The organism is Propionimicrobium lymphophilum DSM 4903 (assembly GCF_000423485.1).
Taxonomy (GTDB): Bacteria; Actinomycetota; Actinomycetes; order Propionibacteriales; family Propionibacteriaceae; genus Propionimicrobium; species Propionimicrobium lymphophilum.
In genome coordinates, this window is record NZ_AUIB01000001.1 from 487539 (window position 1) to 502674 (window position 15136).

General features: G+C 53.8%; 15 protein-coding genes. 7 read left to right on the top strand and 8 right to left on the bottom strand.

What is annotated here, in order from left to right:
* Positions 1–168: 168 nt before the first annotated feature.
* The 4 genes from G556_RS0102195 to G556_RS0102210 form a co-directional block, all read right to left on the bottom strand.
* Positions 169–846 (bottom strand): hypothetical protein, encoded by a 678-nt coding sequence (locus tag G556_RS0102195; protein WP_028821601.1) that lies wholly within the window; start codon positions 844–846, stop codon positions 169–171.
* Positions 843–1268 carry a hypothetical protein gene (locus G556_RS0102200; protein WP_162139741.1) on the bottom strand — a complete coding sequence of 142 codons (426 nt, stop codon included), beginning with the start codon at positions 1266–1268 and terminating at the stop codon, positions 843–845. Before G556_RS0102200 ends, G556_RS0102195 begins: the two co-directional genes overlap by 4 nt.
* A 37-nt stretch (positions 1269–1305) precedes the next feature.
* Positions 1306–1635, bottom strand: a complete 330-nt coding sequence (locus G556_RS0102205) for a hypothetical protein (RefSeq protein WP_155941717.1) — start codon at positions 1633–1635, stop codon at positions 1306–1308.
* Between the two features lie 108 nt (positions 1636–1743).
* Entirely contained in the window at positions 1744–2463 is a 720-nt protein-coding gene (locus G556_RS0102210; protein ID WP_016456495.1) for a Type 1 glutamine amidotransferase-like domain-containing protein, read from the bottom strand.
* Between the two features lie 87 nt (positions 2464–2550).
* Here G556_RS0102210 and G556_RS0102215 point away from each other — a divergent pair, with 87 nt between their 5' ends.
* The 3 genes from G556_RS0102215 (at position 2551) to G556_RS0102225 (ending at position 6233) form a co-directional block, all read left to right on the top strand.
* Positions 2551–3702, top strand: coding sequence for a 5-(carboxyamino)imidazole ribonucleotide synthase (locus tag G556_RS0102215; RefSeq protein WP_028821604.1), 1152 nt, complete (start codon positions 2551–2553; stop codon positions 3700–3702).
* 12 nt (positions 3703–3714) lie between these two features.
* Positions 3715–4218 carry a 5-(carboxyamino)imidazole ribonucleotide mutase gene (gene purE / locus G556_RS0102220; RefSeq protein WP_016456493.1) on the top strand — a complete coding sequence of 168 codons (504 nt, stop codon included), beginning with the start codon at positions 3715–3717 and terminating at the stop codon, positions 4216–4218.
* Between the two features lie 383 nt (positions 4219–4601).
* A complete protein-coding gene (locus G556_RS0102225; RefSeq protein WP_024111436.1) occupies positions 4602–6233 on the top strand; it encodes an MFS transporter in 1632 nt (543 codons plus the stop codon).
* 56 nt (positions 6234–6289) lie between these two features.
* Here G556_RS0102225 and G556_RS0102230 read toward each other — a convergent pair whose 3' ends face one another.
* Entirely contained in the window at positions 6290–7057 is a 768-nt protein-coding gene (locus G556_RS0102230) for a GntR family transcriptional regulator (protein ID WP_028821605.1), read from the bottom strand.
* Positions 7058–7423: 366 nt separating this feature from the next.
* Between G556_RS0102230 and G556_RS10940 the strand changes: the two genes are divergently transcribed.
* Positions 7424–7936, top strand: coding sequence for a Cgl0159 family (beta/alpha)8-fold protein (locus tag G556_RS10940; RefSeq protein WP_028821606.1), 513 nt, complete (start codon positions 7424–7426; stop codon positions 7934–7936).
* A 382-nt stretch (positions 7937–8318) separates the two neighbouring features.
* On the opposite strand, the gene G556_RS0102245 is transcribed toward G556_RS10940, so the two are convergent.
* Positions 8319–10949, bottom strand: a complete 2631-nt coding sequence (locus G556_RS0102245; RefSeq protein ID WP_028821608.1) for an AAA family ATPase — start codon at positions 10947–10949, stop codon at positions 8319–8321.
* Positions 10946–12100, bottom strand: a complete 1155-nt coding sequence (locus G556_RS0102250; protein WP_028821609.1) for a metallophosphoesterase family protein — start codon at positions 12098–12100, stop codon at positions 10946–10948. The genes G556_RS0102245 and G556_RS0102250 overlap by 4 nt, the downstream gene beginning before the upstream one ends.
* On the opposite strand from G556_RS0102250, the gene G556_RS11375 reads away from it, so the two are divergent.
* Positions 12083–12253 carry a hypothetical protein gene (locus tag G556_RS11375; protein ID WP_155941718.1) on the top strand — a complete coding sequence of 57 codons (171 nt, stop codon included), beginning with the start codon at positions 12083–12085 and terminating at the stop codon, positions 12251–12253. The two genes, G556_RS0102250 and G556_RS11375, sit on opposite strands and share 18 nt — an antisense overlap.
* A gap of 94 nt (positions 12254–12347) precedes the next feature.
* Here G556_RS11375 and G556_RS0102255 read toward each other — a convergent pair whose 3' ends face one another.
* On the bottom strand, positions 12348–13553 hold the full coding sequence (locus G556_RS0102255; RefSeq protein WP_051176550.1) for an LCP family protein: 1206 nt from the start codon (positions 13551–13553) through the stop codon (positions 12348–12350).
* Positions 13554–13653: 100 nt separating this feature from the next.
* On the opposite strand from G556_RS0102255, the gene G556_RS0102260 reads away from it, so the two are divergent.
* Entirely contained in the window at positions 13654–14721 is a 1068-nt protein-coding gene (locus tag G556_RS0102260; RefSeq protein WP_028821611.1) for a mannose-1-phosphate guanylyltransferase, read from the top strand.
* Positions 14722–14870: 149 nt separating this feature from the next.
* Complete coding sequence (locus tag G556_RS0102265; RefSeq protein ID WP_028821612.1) at positions 14871–15113, top strand: WhiB family transcriptional regulator; 243 nt, start codon at positions 14871–14873, stop codon at positions 15111–15113.
* Positions 15114–15136: the final 23 nt, after the last annotated feature.

The following is a 15136-nucleotide window of genomic DNA, read 5'->3' on the forward strand; positions in this document are numbered from 1 at the left end:
CCAATGCGTCTGGTGAGTCCTGCCGATTGAATCCCCCCTGCCATTATCTGTGCCGCGCATAACGCCGCTGGCAACAGCGGTTGTCGGTGGCAGAGCGTCAGGAACTGTTCCAAAGTCGAGCCAATGATCGGCGAACATGCCCGATATTGCGCCGTTGAAGGCATTTAATTAATGCCATGTTTTATCCCTAACTTCACTGTTTTGATTCATTGGTGGAAGAATTTTTTTATCCCACATCTTCAGGTTTGAAACCTCAACTTTTGTTTCTTTTCTAAAATCGTGTTCCTCAGCCAAACTGAGGGCGAGTTTGTTCAAAAAATGCGGCGCGCTGACGAAAGCAAAGAGACAAGCGGGGAGTGTCAGTGCGGACCACAACATCATCGACTGGCGCAAGCCCAGAGCAGCCAATAGCGGAGCAATCATCGAACCGATAAAGGTCAACACGACGAAAGTGATCGGTGGGGCTAGCAGAACCACTACCGATGATTTCTTGCGATCGTAGGGTACCGCTCCCACGGTTTCTTTGGTCCGGCCATTTACCGCGAGCAAATAGTGCCGGCGAACGTCTTTTTCGACCTCAGTGAAGGTGTATAACCAAACTGGTAGGTAGATGGCTAACCAGCGGCTGCCGGTGGTGTCGAGTTCGGCATCCATCCAATCGACGCCTAGATCGTATAGGTCAACGGTCTTCTCAACTTGGTCGCTTGCCAAAGTCGTAAGCTGCCAGTCAGCGATCTCTCGCAGTTCGGACAAGTTCTGTTCGCGACTATCCGCGGAAAAACCGCGCAGATAGCTTGCCTCGAACGCAACCGCGTTTTGGGTGTCATAGGGTTGCAGGACGTTCACGACGTGCGTCGGCAGACCTCCGTCATAAAAATCGACCGCCTGCTCATCATTCGTTCAGAAAACGAAAGTAACGAGAACTTCCCTTGCCGGGCTTTGCCCTTACTTTTTGAAAGGCTGTCCCACTTTTTGGCCGATTCGATTGCAAGGTCGTCGACCGTCAGGTCTAAATCGCGGGCGCCGCTGAATTCTTGCCTTGAGGCGCGGCTTTCCTTGTCGTAGCGCCTGCCTTGGATCCTTTTCTTTCCGATTCCGCTGGCACGAACATGAAGATTGGCGTCCAACAGGATATACGGCAGATAGACACCTCGGATGCGTTCTAGTGTAAGGCTGGTTTCGAAGTCCGACTGAATTAGTAGCCGGTGCTTGGATATATACTCCTGCATTCTGGTCAACGCGGTGTCGCGGCTGACGCTAAACGGCAAGATAAGATCCGGAAACATCCCATTTGGGATCTGATGATTAACGGATAGCGTCTGCCGACACCAGTGGCACTCTAGTCTCGAGCTTTTGCGAGGTGTTTATCATCACCTCACCGCCGCAGCCCTGACACTTTATGGTGACCAAATCGAACTTCGGGTCAGTATCCTTGGCGCCGAAACCAACCTGGCGACCTACGATATTCAAATCGTTCGTGGAATGCTCCGGAAGGAGCTTTGGTGCCCACTCGTATCGGCAAAACTTACAAACCCGTTTGCCCACAGTGACGACAATCTCCGCGGATCCGTATCGCGGGCACTTATTTAGCCCGTGATCACCCCAGATGCCACCGTGGGTGTTCGAGTCAGCCATGGCCATTTCCGACTTTCAGGTTCGCAACATATATTTCTGAAAATCATTTCAGGCCAGGATTAAAGGCAGGTTAAATTCTCGTTTAACGAAAGTTAATTTGGCCTGTTTCTAGATGAGTTCCGCGTCTAGCTGCTGGGTGGTCACGCCGCTTGTGCCGGGCTGCAAGCTGTTCATGAAGTGGAGTACGCGCGCATCCTCGCGTTCGCTGATGACTTTGTGAAGCTTGCCGTCGACCCAGTGGATTGCCGCGCCGTCATCGATCGCGTAGCCGTCGGGCAAGATTCCGCTAGCGATGGCGTCCGTATAGGCCCCAGCGCGCCCTTCTTCGCCCTGGAAATGCGGGCAGAAGCTGCCCTCCAACAGGCCAAGACCGCCGCGCCAAGGACGCATCGGGCCGAACGAGTCGGTCAGGCAGCCTTCGAACCAGCAGCAAGCACCGGCGGAAATGCCGGCGAAAATGGTGTCTTTTCCGTTGGAGGCCATCTGTTTGAGAACCGCATCTACCCCGTGTGCTTTCCAAAGTGCCATCATGTTTACCGTAGAAGACCCGCCTCCAACGAAGACGATGTCGGCCTCGGGTAGCCTCTCGATGGCGTGTGCTGCGCCCGTCCAGAGTGTTAGAACCATGGTTCTAACACCAAGCACGCCGTAGCTGACAAGGAACTTGTTGATATACGTCGCGTCGTCTGCTGAAGCTGTCGGAATAAAGCACACCAACGGGGCCTCCACGCTCGACAATCCGACAATGTAGCGATCGAGTGCGGTAGGTGAGCCGGTTGGGGACATAGAGAAGCCGCCGCCTCCGGCGGTGATGATGTGCGTGGTCATGTCTGAAGTTTCGCAGATTTTCGGGTCGCATAGGAAGTGTTTCCGCTGATTAGCCCTACATAACTCAATTTTCTATGCTTAAAAACTGTGAACCAGAGCGTAGGCGTTATCGGTGCCGGCCAGCTTGCAAGAATGCTTGCTGCCCCAGCAATCGGTTTAGGTATTTCCATGAAGCTCCTTGCCGAGGGCGAGGGCATGTCAGCCAATCAGGTCTATTCGGACGTGACGGTCGGTGATTACACAGACGAATCAGCCGTCATAAATTTTGCTAAGACCGTGGACGTGATCACTTTCGATCACGAACATGTCCCCACTTCTCTGCTGCGAAAATTGCAATACATGGGCGTAAAGGTCAGCCCGGGCCCGGAAGCGCTTGTCTATGCGCAAGACAAGCTTGCAATGCGCGAACGCCTAACAAAAACCCTCGACGCGCCAGCACCCAAGTGGCGGCACTGCAAGGACCAAAACGAGTTGGTGGACTTCGGCAACGAGATCGGCTGGCCGATCATTGCTAAGGCAAGCCGAGGCGGTTACGACGGGCACGGGGTCTGGAAGATAGCTAGCCCGGACGAAGCGAATGTTCCCTTCGAGGAGTCTCTAGACGTCAGCGCGGGTGAAAAAGTCCATATCATTGGCGAGGAACTAGTTGATTTTTCTCGAGAGCTTTCCGCTATCGTCGCTAGGACGCCAAGCGGTCAGGCGGTTGCCTACCCGATCAGTGAGACGATCCAAACCGATGGGGTTTGCGCCCAAACAATCACACCCGCTCCAGGGTTGAGCGTTGAACAAGCCACTGACATCACCAGGCTCGCGCTAGACATCGCCGACGATCTAGGCGTGGTCGGTCTGTTAGCCGTGGAACTGATGCAGCGCAAAGACGGCTCGGTGGTGATCAACGAGCTAGCTATGCGTCCGCATAACACCGGGCACTGGAGCATCGACGGCGCCCACACCAGCCAGTTCGAGAACCACCTGAGAGCTGTCTGCGATTTGCCGCTAGGGGATCCCTCGACCAGAGCTCCCTGGACCGTAATGACGAACGTGCTAGGTGGCCGAGACCTGAACGGGGGACTGCTGCACCTGTTTTCTAGAGATCCACAACTTCGTGTGCAGCTGTACGGCAAAGAGCCGCGCCCTGGGCGCAAACTGGGTCACGTAACTTGTTACGGAGAAGATCTTGCTGATGTGCGTGAACGAAGCGAGAGCGCGGCAAAATACTTGATGACAAAGACTCTCTGAGGGAAGGTAAGCATGACTGACAAAGCAAGAGTGGGCATCGTGATGGGCTCCGATTCTGATTGGCCGACCATGGAACCCGCAGCAAAGGCGTTGGAAGAATTCGGCATCGGGTACGAGGCCGACGTCGTATCAGCGCACAGGATGCCGGAGGATATGGTCAAATATGGACGTCATGCTCATGATAGGGGGCTGCAGGCAATAATCGCAGGCGCTGGTGGCGCGGCTCACCTTCCTGGGATGCTTGCGGCTCTTACTCCGCTTCCAGTCATCGGCGTTCCGGTGCCGCTGAAACACCTCGACGGCATGGATTCACTACTTTCGATCGTCCAGATGCCCACCGGCGTCCCGGTGGCTACGGTAGCCATCGGTAATGCGCGCAATGCGGGGCTCCTGGCAGTACGAATTTTGGCTAGCGCCGATGAAGATCTTCTTACTAAGATGGTCGATTTTCAGAAAGACCTCCGACAGATAGCGCTCAAGAAGGGCGAGAGGGTCCGCTCTGGGCAGGTCAATTAGTTATAACAAACTTCGCGAGGAGAACCCAGGTTAGTTAGAAAAGTTTGGTCGCTGAGGTTTTTCATTCGATAAGTGCCTCGATGTGCTTTATAAAAATGCGATTATTGCGCTCAATGCGAAATTTTGATGTGAATATACATTTGTAGTCACATTTTCGCTTAAAACTATAAGTCTTTATGAATTGCTTGCAATTATGAGGATGAGAACCTGATAGTGGCATCATCCAATTCACTTATTTTATTGTTGTGGAGTAGCAATAATCGGTAAAAGATTTGCTAGTTCTGCGCCAGTTCCGCGTACATGGAGGTATGGCCGAACCGCGGATCTGAGCAGCAAACATCTTTTGAGGAGTTTGCTTGCCAGGAAAATACGGGAGGACAAGGATGTCTGAGCAAAAAGCTATTTTGCCCGATGGGCATGTTCCTGAAAGCAGTGAGATTTCAGGTTTAGTGCAGCGAATCAAGGCCGCGGGTAAGCACCGTAGCCCGCTGGTTCTCGCAGCCGTTGCAACTATGGGCTCCCTGCTGTTTGGTTACGACACCGGTGTCATCGCCGGCGCATTGCCCTACATGTATCTCCCAGAGGCAGCAGGTGGCCTTCAACTTGATGCCTTTACTGAGGGCCTAGTTACGGCGACCCTGGCTCTTGGCGCCGCTTTCGGCGCTCTGCTTGTCGGACTGATCAACGACAAGATCGGCCGTCGCCGCTCCATTATGCTGCTGGCTGCGTTATTTCTGGTCGGCACATTAGGCTGCACGTTCTCGGTCAACGTCTTCATGATGTACCCGTTCAGGTTTATCCTGGGCATGGCTGTTGGTGGCGCCTCTTCGACGGTTCCGCTATACCTGTCTGAGACTGCTCCGAAGAAGATACGTGGTCCGCTGGTTGCGGTTGACCAGTTCATGATCGTTTTCGGTCAGTTCATCGCATTCGTTATGAACGCCGCTATCGCTCACATGAACAGTGCACCACAGGTTGTTGTAGAAAACGACCCCTCCGGAAAGTTCCAGAAGGGCGACGTTGTTCTTTGGGACATTCTGAAGTCCATGCCAGACGTAACCGTAATGGAGGGCAACGGCCACGCATGGCGCTGGATGCTCGTTCTTGCCACTATCCCGGCTATTGCGCTGTGGATCGGCATGCGCATGATGCCTGAGTCGCCGCGTTGGTACGTAGCTAACAAGCGTTACTACGAGGCCATCTCCTCGATGAAGCAAATTCGCACCGAGAAGAACGACGTCTCCGGTGAGGTAACGGAGATGATAGAGCTCGAGCGTAAGCACGATCTGGAATCTAAGGAAGCGTGGACGCTGGGCAGAGGCCTTAGAACACGTTGGACAAGACGGATCATCATGATCGGTGTCGTCCTGGGCATCATGGACCAGTTGACCGGTATTAACACCGCTATGTGGTACATGCCGAAGATTCTGCACGCTGCAGGCTTCTCGACCGCTGATGCGATTACACTGAACGTTCTGACCGGTTTCATCTCCGCTGTTGGTTCCGGCATTGGCCTGATCATTGTCGCGAAGTTCATGCGTCGCAAGGTAGGTATGTTCCAGGAGGCTGGCATTGCTGTTTCGCTTCTAGTCCTGGCTGTAGTGTTCCACTTCGGCGTTGAGCCGCACATGGGCCCCGACGGAAACATCTCCGAAGCCGTTCCGGTATTCATTCCTTGGCTTGTCGTCGCAATCGTTTCGGTGTTCGTGTTTATCAAGCAGTCCTGCACCGTGACCTGGGTTATCTTGGCTGAGATTTTTCCGAACAAGATTCGTGGTGCAGCGCAAGGTGTTTCGGTATTCTTCCTGTGGCTGTTCAACGCAATCGTTGTTTTCACCTTCCCGCTCCTCATTAATGGGCTTGGTGGTGCGAAGACCTACCTGATCTTCGGTCTGATAAACGTCGGTTCCTTCCTTTTCTACTGGCTGGTAGTTCCTGAAACCAAGATCTACTCGCTGGAAGAAATTGAAGAGAGGCTGCTCAAGAGGTACTCTCGCTTAGGCGATGAGACCTAAATAAATACGCAATAAGAAACCCCGCAGGATAACCTGCGGGATTTCTTTTGTCAGAACTAATTGGTTAGCGGAACGGTTACGGTGTACTGCGCTGCGTCGTAGCAGTGGTGAGCGAATTCGACGATCCGTCCGTCCGTTTCATATGAGGTGCGACGCATGGTGACAACCGCAGAACCCGGTTCGAGGTGCAGAAGTTTAGCTTCGCGCTCGGAAGCGTTCTTAGCGCCAACCTGTTGGTACCCAGAAGAGAGCTGAACGCCGTTTGCTGCCAGGCATCTGTAGAAACCGTCTCGATCCAGATCTGTCAGAGACGGTGCGATGTCTGATGGAACGTAGTTCTGCATCAATGCGAGGCGAGAATTATCGAGCCAGCGCAGCCGCTCGAAGAAGACGATTTCGTCGCCGGTATCACAAGCTAGGTTTTCGGCGATCTCTTCGTTAGCGAAGAGGACCTCGTATCTGAGCACCTCTGTGCGAGTGGTGTGACCAGCGTCGATGAAATCCTCGGTAAGGCTGGACAATTTGATCTGTCTCTGAAACGGGCTGGGGGAGACGCGCGTGCCAACGCCTCTGCGCCTGGACAGCAGGCCTTTCGAGACGAGATCTTGCATAGCGCGCCTAACGGTCGGTCTGGATATTTCTAAACGTTTGGCAAGCGAAACTTCGTCCTCGATTATCTGTCCTGGGGGAAGTTCGCCAGAAGCTATCATGTTTTCCAGTGGGGTAGAAATCTGCTGGTGTAGAGCAGTTGAGGAGTCGCGGTCAATCTTAATGTCTATGACGAACGGCTCATCAAGACTGGCCTTGTTCTTTTCTTCTGTCATTTTGCTCCTGCACGGCGAGAACTCACTGCTGTTGTCCCCGTCAACGTTGGCACGAGACTCAAAGTCGCACCCCAGCGCCCCCATTAGCGCGGTATGGCGGGAATCGGTTAAGTCAAATGTCAAGTCCATATGATACTTGAATAATGGTTTCAAAGGTAAGTAACAAATGAAACATGTGGAGAACTGTCTATATACGACGCCTTAAGTGCTAAATAGTCGCTTATAACGCTTTGCAAAGATCTGATCTAGATTTGGAATGTAAGCATATAGCCATGACTGGACCACTTCTATGGTCAGTAATGAAAACGTTTGCAAAAGAGTGACGAGTTCAAGCAAGGATCTGCTTGGAACTGAAAAAATAAAACCGTGAGCTACGTCGATCGCGTGAAGATCGAAAGCGAAAAAATGGTAGCTATCAGGGAAATCCCCGAGATTAGGATGTACGAGCTTGAGCGAATCTCGCAGGCTCTAACTTCTCGCAAACCAGGAAAGCTCTTTAAGGGCCAGAAGCTCATGGTCGTCGCATGCGATCACCCGCCTCGTGGCGCATTGGCCGCCGGCAGCATCGTCAACGTTCTGACTCCGGACGAGGTTATCAAGTCGATGGCGATTGCTAGTGGACTTGGTCGGACCACCTCCTACGCCTGGCTTAGATTGCCTTGCGCGGATGAGATGGAGCGCGTCATGGATACCGCTACGCAACCGTTGCTGATCCTCGGTGTCGATGTTCCTAAAGATTGCGACGCGACTCTAGAAAAGTGGCAGGTTGTCCTTGCTCAGCCGAACGTGTTCGGTCTTGTTATTGGAAGTTCACTGCAGTTCCCGGGCAGCGGTGCATCGCCAAGGCAGAAGATGAAACAGCGGGGCTATCTTGAGTGACAACGAAAAGTATCTAATTCCTGCAGGATCGATCACTAAGGATAATTTCCAGACGATCATTAGTGCCCAGCGTGCTGGCTGAGAAGCAGAAGTAGAGATCAACCGCACCGTCTGCCGCAGCCAGTTCGTCCTTGGCTCTTACGGCGCTCGCACCCACGAGGACCTGCCCAAGGTCATCGAGATGGTAGCTGCCGGTGCGATCAACTAACGCGAGATCGTCACCAAGCACTTCTCGCTAGCTGACGCTGGTAAGGGCTACGACGAACTTGCCGCTGGAAAGATCCAGGGCCATGCAGTCGTAGATATGTCCCTTCCCTTCTAAGTAGTGGATAGAAGCTTCAGTTCTGCCGAGCGGATACAGATGGTTCCGCCCGGCAGTTATCTAGTTGATGCGAATGTCGTGCCGGTTAGTCAAAGCGCCGTAACGGCTTTCGTCTGCGGTCAGCACGATTATCTGTGCCATCTCGCTGGCCCTAGCGAGTATCGCAGCCATTCGAGTCTGACGATCGGGATCGGTGTGACCGAGCTGGTCATCGAGGAAAATAGGCATTCCGTCCGTCTCGTCGACGAGCATTGCCGCAGCGAGCTTGACCAGTATCAGGAGCTGTTCTTTTGCTCCGCTGGATAACTGATCGAAATCTATGGTCACCCCATCCAGCACCCTCGCCTCGACGGTTAGGTCATCCGCGAGCCTGACTGCGAAGGTATCGTCGCGATAGATAGTTCTGCCCAGTTGATCGATTTTATCTGTGAACGGCTTTCTGTACTTTTCCTGGGCCTGTGCCTGATGCCTGGAAAGTGTGTCGTAGAGCAGCAGGGCAGCATTTGCTTTAACTTCGATTCTCTCGTAAGCCTCTGTTGCTATTTGTTGGGCAGTTAGGGCCTCATCAAGTTCCTCCTGCCTGACGTCTGCGGAAAGCGCGCTTAGCGCGCTGGATAGTTTTATGGCTTCCGTCTGCCAAGATGCGAGAGTTTTGTCGGCGTTTTCAGCCTTGTTCTCAAGTTCCTTCAGGCGCTGTTCGTGTCCCTCGGCGTCTAGAGCAACCAGCTTCTGTTCGACCTCTGCCAGTGATGCCGTTCGCTTGTCGAGTTCCACCTGGGCTTCCGATACTGCCTTTTCAAGCGTTTCATCGTCGTTTTCTTCACGATCTTTTGCGAGCTGTGCTAACAACTGCTCATAACTTTTTTCGAGCTTTTCAACTTCCCAGCTCAGCCTGCTCTCCTCAGTCACTTCGTCGCCGAACGACGCCCTTAGCTGTTCTAACTTCACCAGGTGCTCTTCTCTGGTAGCGGCAGCCTTCTTCTGCTCATCCCGCGCGTCGTTGAGGTCGTTTAGAGCCGAATCCAAGCTCTCTGGAAGTGTGTCGGCGTTTTCTGAAATCTCGGCAGCGGTGTCGACGGATTTAACGGCTTTTCTTAGGTCCTCGATGCTTCGTCCGTTAAGCAGCAGAGCAAGACGCTGATTGACCATGTCGCGCTCGCGTTCGTAGTCGCTCAGCTTATGTGCCATCTCCTTCGCTTCTTCAACGGATTCGCACCCAGCCTCGTGTAAAGCCTGCGCAAGCTTTTCGGATGCATTTTGCTCCGCCCTGCGAAAATCAGAGACTGCTGGCGCGCTGAGCTCGAAGCGCCAGGTATCTGGAACCTCGAGGGTCATGTCCGAGGTGACGTTTTCGCTAAATCCGTCTTCAACGTCGACCTTCTCGCCGTTTATCAGCAGTTCTCGCTGGGCAGTGAGCGCCTTCACGCTAATTCGCGCTGAGCTTGCCACTAGCTTCGCCCTCGCCGAATCGAGCTCTCGCTGGAAAGAATCGATGTTGGCTAGAACCCTTCTCGAATTAGACGCGTTTAGCTTTCCAGAGTTCAGCAGATAATCCAGCTCTGTAAGTCGTTCGTCTTGCACCTCGACCTGTGAAAGTAACGACTCGTCTACAAGCGCCTTCTTTCTTGCTTCGAGAGAAGCAACGGCTAGCTGAGCCTGTTCGAGGCGATCGTTGGCTTTCCTGGATTTCTCGGAGAGTTCCTTAAACAGGGCTTCTGCGTCTGCAAGGTCGTTTCGGTAGGCAGAAATCTTAGGAGTCAGTTCCGCAAGATTAGATTGTGCCTCCCCCAGTTCTGCCTCGGTTTTTTTTACATCCGAGATTCTTTTGTTTCGTGCTTCCAGGTTGTTCTTGGCCATGGTCAGGACAAGCTCGGCGCTATTTTTCTCCCTACTAGCCTTATCAAGCTCGTCTTTGGCTGACTTGATCTCGGCATCGGCCTTCTTAATCTCTTCGAGCTCCCGATTTACCATGGCGGATAGCTCGTTGTATCTGAAGATATTCGTCCTCGCCTGATTCAGGCGTGTCTCTTTGCCGTCGATTACTCGTACCGCAGCCTTCGCCGCATCGACTCGGGAATCTGCCTTCTGAAGAGTATCTTTCGCCGCGCTCAAATCACCCCTAGGTCTTCCAGCAGCGGTGAAGTACGCGTCCCTATGAGCCTTGGCTTTCGCCACCAAACTCTGGTCTGAGCTGTCTACCGCTCCGGAGGCCTTCTGCAAGGCTTGGGTTAAGGTCTGGGACGCGGAGAACGGCCGCTGCGCGAAGGGGTCATTCGAAAAGCTGTTTAGGGCCTCGAAAAGGGCCTCATCCGAGCCGCCGACAAGACCATCGAGCTCGTTTTCGGCGTCTCCACCCGTCAGCGAATGACCAGCCTTCGGCCCTGCCAGGTAGCGCAGAGTGGTTTTTCCACGAGAACCAGCAAAGACCTTGGAAACCTCAATCCGATCCTCGCCTAGCGTGAACTCGACGCTAATCTCGGGGTCGGCGTCGCGGAGCTTCGGCTTCATGTTTTTCACTTCGGCTTTGTTCGACGTGCTCTTCGTCTTCATCGCCAGATCGAATGCCTGGACCATGGTGGTCTTGCCGATCTCGTTTTTACCCGAGATGACCGTTACCCGGTCTTCGGCGAATTCGATTTCGCGTTCTTCGACGGCCTTCACATTTTTTAGCTTCAGATTGTGCAGCCTCATAGCGCGTCCTCATTCATGATCTTGTGCAACAGCATGAGAGCTTCCGCGGCCACGGCATCGTCCTCGCGGTTCTCGGTTAATTCGTCGACCGCGCGGCGAAGGTAACCGTCTTGTGGAAGCTCAGAAAAGTCGTCCTCGTCGGGTAGCACTTGAAGATTCATGTGCCGATCCCAATACTCCAGCGCAGTAAATCGAGCTTCGTGACGCTCCAATACGTGGTCGAGTTCTAGCTTTGCCGAAGTGGAGAGCGCGCCGGTTAAAACCAACTTGATGATGGTCGTATTAGCGTTCTCGATATCGGTTAGTTTTCTATCGAGTGCTTGGACGTCTTGCTCGTTGGTGAGGTCGAAATCAGCGCGCATGAATCGCCACTTTCCGACCCGCTCGGAAGTGACGTTTAACTCTTTGGGGCTTACGTCAACGATTAGCACTGAACCAGGGTCGGTAGCCGAACTGCCGTTCTGCGCTTCACGGTAATCGGTAACCTCGTGGGCTCCCGAATAATGAATCGCGCCCGAATCGTCTGCTGGCCAGCGGATATGGCGATCTCCAAGGGCGACGTAGTGAATGACGCCAGCGCTAATCGCCTTGTCGAGAGGCCTGGGATCGATCGCGTCGATGGAGAGCTGATTTGGCTCCAGCTCCTGCAGCATCCCGTGACCGAGGACTATGCGAACTGTGCCATCGGCCGGCAAATCTTCTAGAAGTTTTTTTAACGGCCCGTTGACAGGATCAAAATCGGGAGTTTTCGACGTCCAAGGCGCCGCCAAAATCTCTACGCCTTCACGCACGATGTGCCTGCCAGGGGTGCGAAGAACGGTTACATTGTCTGGCTCGGCTTCAACGTAAGCGGGGGAGTCGTAGATGGAAGAGCTGCCCAGCACATCGTGGTTGCCGGGCAGAAGATAGACAGGCAGACCGACTTCGCGCATAGCGTCTAAGGACTGGACAATGTCTCTTTGCGGCAGCCTATTGGTCTCGAACACATCGCCCGCAACTACTATGAATTCTGCTCCGGCTCGCCTAGCCACCTCGCCGATCGTTCTGATGGTGTTCACTCTGTCTCCGGTGAACTGGCCTTGGGCTTCTGGCTGCAAAAAATGCCGCTTCATGCCCAGCTGCCAGTCTGAAGTGTGTACAAACTTGACCATCTCGCCCTTCCTGAATCGTTGAAAACAGTATTGCAGGCGCCACTGACAAAAAATGATGATTCTCTTGCGGCAGGAAAAAGCGATATGAAAGAACGCGATAGCGAAGCGCTCTGCCAGGTTAAAAAACGCGACAGAAGTCAACGACTTGCCTAACCATTGAGAACCTTACGCAACACACGTATGGCCCGCAGTCAAAATCGTCATGGCTTACTGCAAAGGTGCAGCGTAAATCGCCAGATATTAAGACTTAATCTTTGGGCTTAAAACGCTCAAGATCAGACGTGTCGCCCTGATTAATCTTCTCAAAGAGCTCGGAAGCCAAAACGTTGTCCCAAATGACCACCGACGCGCCTTCGGGACTCCAACCCGCTGCATCCGAGATGGGAACGGGGAATGAATTGCCGTCTTTCGCCGAACCGAGCACGCCCAATGCGCCCGCAGCCATCTGCGGGACGGAAGTTTCGTCGCCCTTAGTCAAGGTCTTGCCGATTGCGCTATTCAACTGCCAGTACCGGATTGGATCGATGAGGGTCCTAGGCGAGGCGATCTTCTTGCCCAGCTTGCCGATGATTTCTCGTTGACGCTCTGCGCGCCCAATATCGCCGCGGGGATCCGAATAACGCATCCGGACATATCCGAGGGCTTCTTGGCCGTTCAACGTCTGGCAGCCTGCGGGGAGGTCAATATTCGCCCTCTCGTCCTGCATCGCTTCATCCAAGCAAACGTCGACACCATTAACCGCGTCGATCATTGCGGAGAAACCACCGAATCCGATCTCCAGGTAACCATCTATCCCTACGCCCGTCGCGTTCTCGACGGTCTGGATCAGAAGTTCTGGACCGCCGTAGGCGTAGGCTGCATTCAACTTGTCAAACCCGTAGCCTGGAATTTCAACATACGAGTCCCTCGGCAAACTGACCATCACAGAATCGCCGAAGGGTGGACGGTAGAGCAGAATAATGGTGTCTGCGCGGCTACCTTCTGCGTTTCCTGTTCCTAACCGTACTTTGTCTTCTTCGCTCAGGTGTTCGCGGCTATCAGTTCCCGCGAGCAGGAACGTGGTGCCCGGGTGCGAACCAGCCGTGGACTTTGGCTGATCCACCGAATCCATCCCAGCGACGGTCAGCACCGGAACACCAATCAAGTAAAGCACCCATGCGATTAGCAAAATCAGGATGACCTTCAAGAAATTTTTCGCCGAATTTTTCCGAGGCCTCGGCCTGCGCTGTTTCTTTATTGAGTCTCGCCTTGGGGCGGTGACACGCCTTGGCGCGGGGACCGGCTCTTGGACGCGGCTCGGTGCAGGCTCGACTTCCGGAGCGTTTTGCCTGATTTCGCCTGGGGCCATTTTGGGAATTGGCTGCGCATGCTCATTGCCGGGAGCGGATCCCTCAGAGCTTCGGCCATAGAGCCAATCGAGATCTGCTTGGCGCTTGTCGTGATTATCAGGCATAAGCAAAGGGTACCGGTTCAATGATCAGAGCACCTATCGTCAACACGCATTTACCGGTTTGTGATTAGTGCTTTGCCCCCGATGAGTTACCCTATTGTCCATGCGTTACGCGGTAATCATGGCAGGCGGATCTGGCACCAGGCTTTGGCCGTTATCAAGAAAAGGCGAGCCGAAGCAGCTGCTAAAGCTATTCTCAGGCAAGAGCCTGCTGCAGTTGGCATTCGAGCGGGCTAGGGCTCTGCTTCCTGCCGACAGGATCTTGGTGTGCACGGGCGCTGCCTACTCGCATGTCGTCAAAGAACAATTGCCCGAACTAAGCGATGAGAATCTCTTGGGAGAGCCAGAAGGCAGAGACTCGCTAAACGCTGTCGCCTGGCCCGCTGCCGTATTGACGCGTAGGGATCCCGAAGCCGTGATCGCCACGCTTACCGCAGACCAATTGATTAGTCCCATCGATGCGTTCGTCTCAGCGCTTGAGGACGGCTATCGCGCAGCCGAAGAGCTAGGGGCATTAGTGACCTTCGGAGTCGTTCCGACCAATCCGCACACAGGATACGGGTATCTGCAGCGCGGCAAGGAACTAGATGGGTTTGAACTCGCCAGCGAAGTAACCGAATTCAAAGAGAAGCCGGACGAGCAGACCGCCATAGAATACCTGGAGTCAGGGCAGTACTGGTGGAACGCGGGGATGTTCGTGTGGCAAGGGAAGATGTTGCTAGAGCAGCTGGAAAAGCTGCAGCCGGCCACCTTCGAGCAAGTCAGCGAATTAGCTCAGCACCCGGAAAAACTTTCGGAAATCTACCCGAAGCTGTTCAAGACGTCGGTTGACTACGCGATCATGGAGCCCGTCTCCAACGGATTGGGGACAACGAGCGTGGTTGCCGTCGGCCTGCCTATTGAGTGGCTCGACGTGGGTAGCTACGAAAGCCTCTACGAGGCGCTTGAGGCGCAAGGGCCTAACAGGGGATTCGGGGCTCAAGCTTCCGTCGATTCGCAGGGAAATCTGTTGATCAACACCACAGACGGGGTGATCGGAGTCGCGGGGCTGAAAAACACCGCTGTCGTGCGCACGGACGAGATCACCTTGGTGGCCCCGCTAGCGGCTTCCCAGCAGATAAAGGCCATTGTAGAAGAGGTATCGGCAACCTGCGGAAAGAAATTCGCTTAGCTTCACGCGTGCGGCCGTGACAACTGTTTGCGCAAACCTTGAAAGATTTATCCTCTTTTGTCAAACTTGACTCGCTGGTAATTACAACAGTGTAATTTAACTTGTAGGTTCGAATCAGAAGGGGAGAAGTCGTGCTGCAGGTTTCATCGATGGCTGAAGATCCAGCAGATGGAGTTTTGGCTTGGCAGGAACGTGCACTGTGCGCCCAAACTGATCCGGAAGCATTTTTTCCTGAAAAGGGTGGCTCAACGCGCGAGGCCAAGAAGGTCTGCCAGTCGTGCCAGGTTCGTCAAGAATGCCTGGAATACGCGTTATCTAATGACGAGCGCTTTGGTATCTGGGGCGGGCTGTCGGAACGCGAGCGACGCAAGCTCAAAAAGCGAGCTGTCTAGCCAAAACGTGGCATAGAACCCTC

Coding starts and splice junctions, on each gene's coding strand:
- G556_RS0102205 (WP_155941717.1), bottom strand. CDS start 1,635: ATGGCTGACTCGAACACCCACGGTGGCATCTGGGGTGATCACGGGCTA.
- G556_RS0102210 (WP_016456495.1), bottom strand. CDS start 2,463: ATGACCACGCACATCATCACCGCCGGAGGCGGCGGCTTCTCTATGTCC.
- purE (WP_016456493.1), top strand. CDS start 3,715: ATGACTGACAAAGCAAGAGTGGGCATCGTGATGGGCTCCGATTCTGAT.
- G556_RS0102225 (WP_024111436.1), top strand. CDS start 4,602: ATGTCTGAGCAAAAAGCTATTTTGCCCGATGGGCATGTTCCTGAAAGC.
- G556_RS0102230 (WP_028821605.1), bottom strand. CDS start 7,057: ATGACAGAAGAAAAGAACAAGGCCAGTCTTGATGAGCCGTTCGTCATA.
- G556_RS0102245 (WP_028821608.1), bottom strand. CDS start 10,949: ATGAGGCTGCACAATCTGAAGCTAAAAAATGTGAAGGCCGTCGAAGAA.
- G556_RS0102250 (WP_028821609.1), bottom strand. CDS start 12,100: ATGGTCAAGTTTGTACACACTTCAGACTGGCAGCTGGGCATGAAGCGG.
- G556_RS0102255 (WP_051176550.1), bottom strand. CDS start 13,553: ATGCCTGATAATCACGACAAGCGCCAAGCAGATCTCGATTGGCTCTAT.
- G556_RS0102260 (WP_028821611.1), top strand. CDS start 13,654: ATGCGTTACGCGGTAATCATGGCAGGCGGATCTGGCACCAGGCTTTGG.
- G556_RS0102265 (WP_028821612.1), top strand. CDS start 14,871: ATGGCTGAAGATCCAGCAGATGGAGTTTTGGCTTGGCAGGAACGTGCA.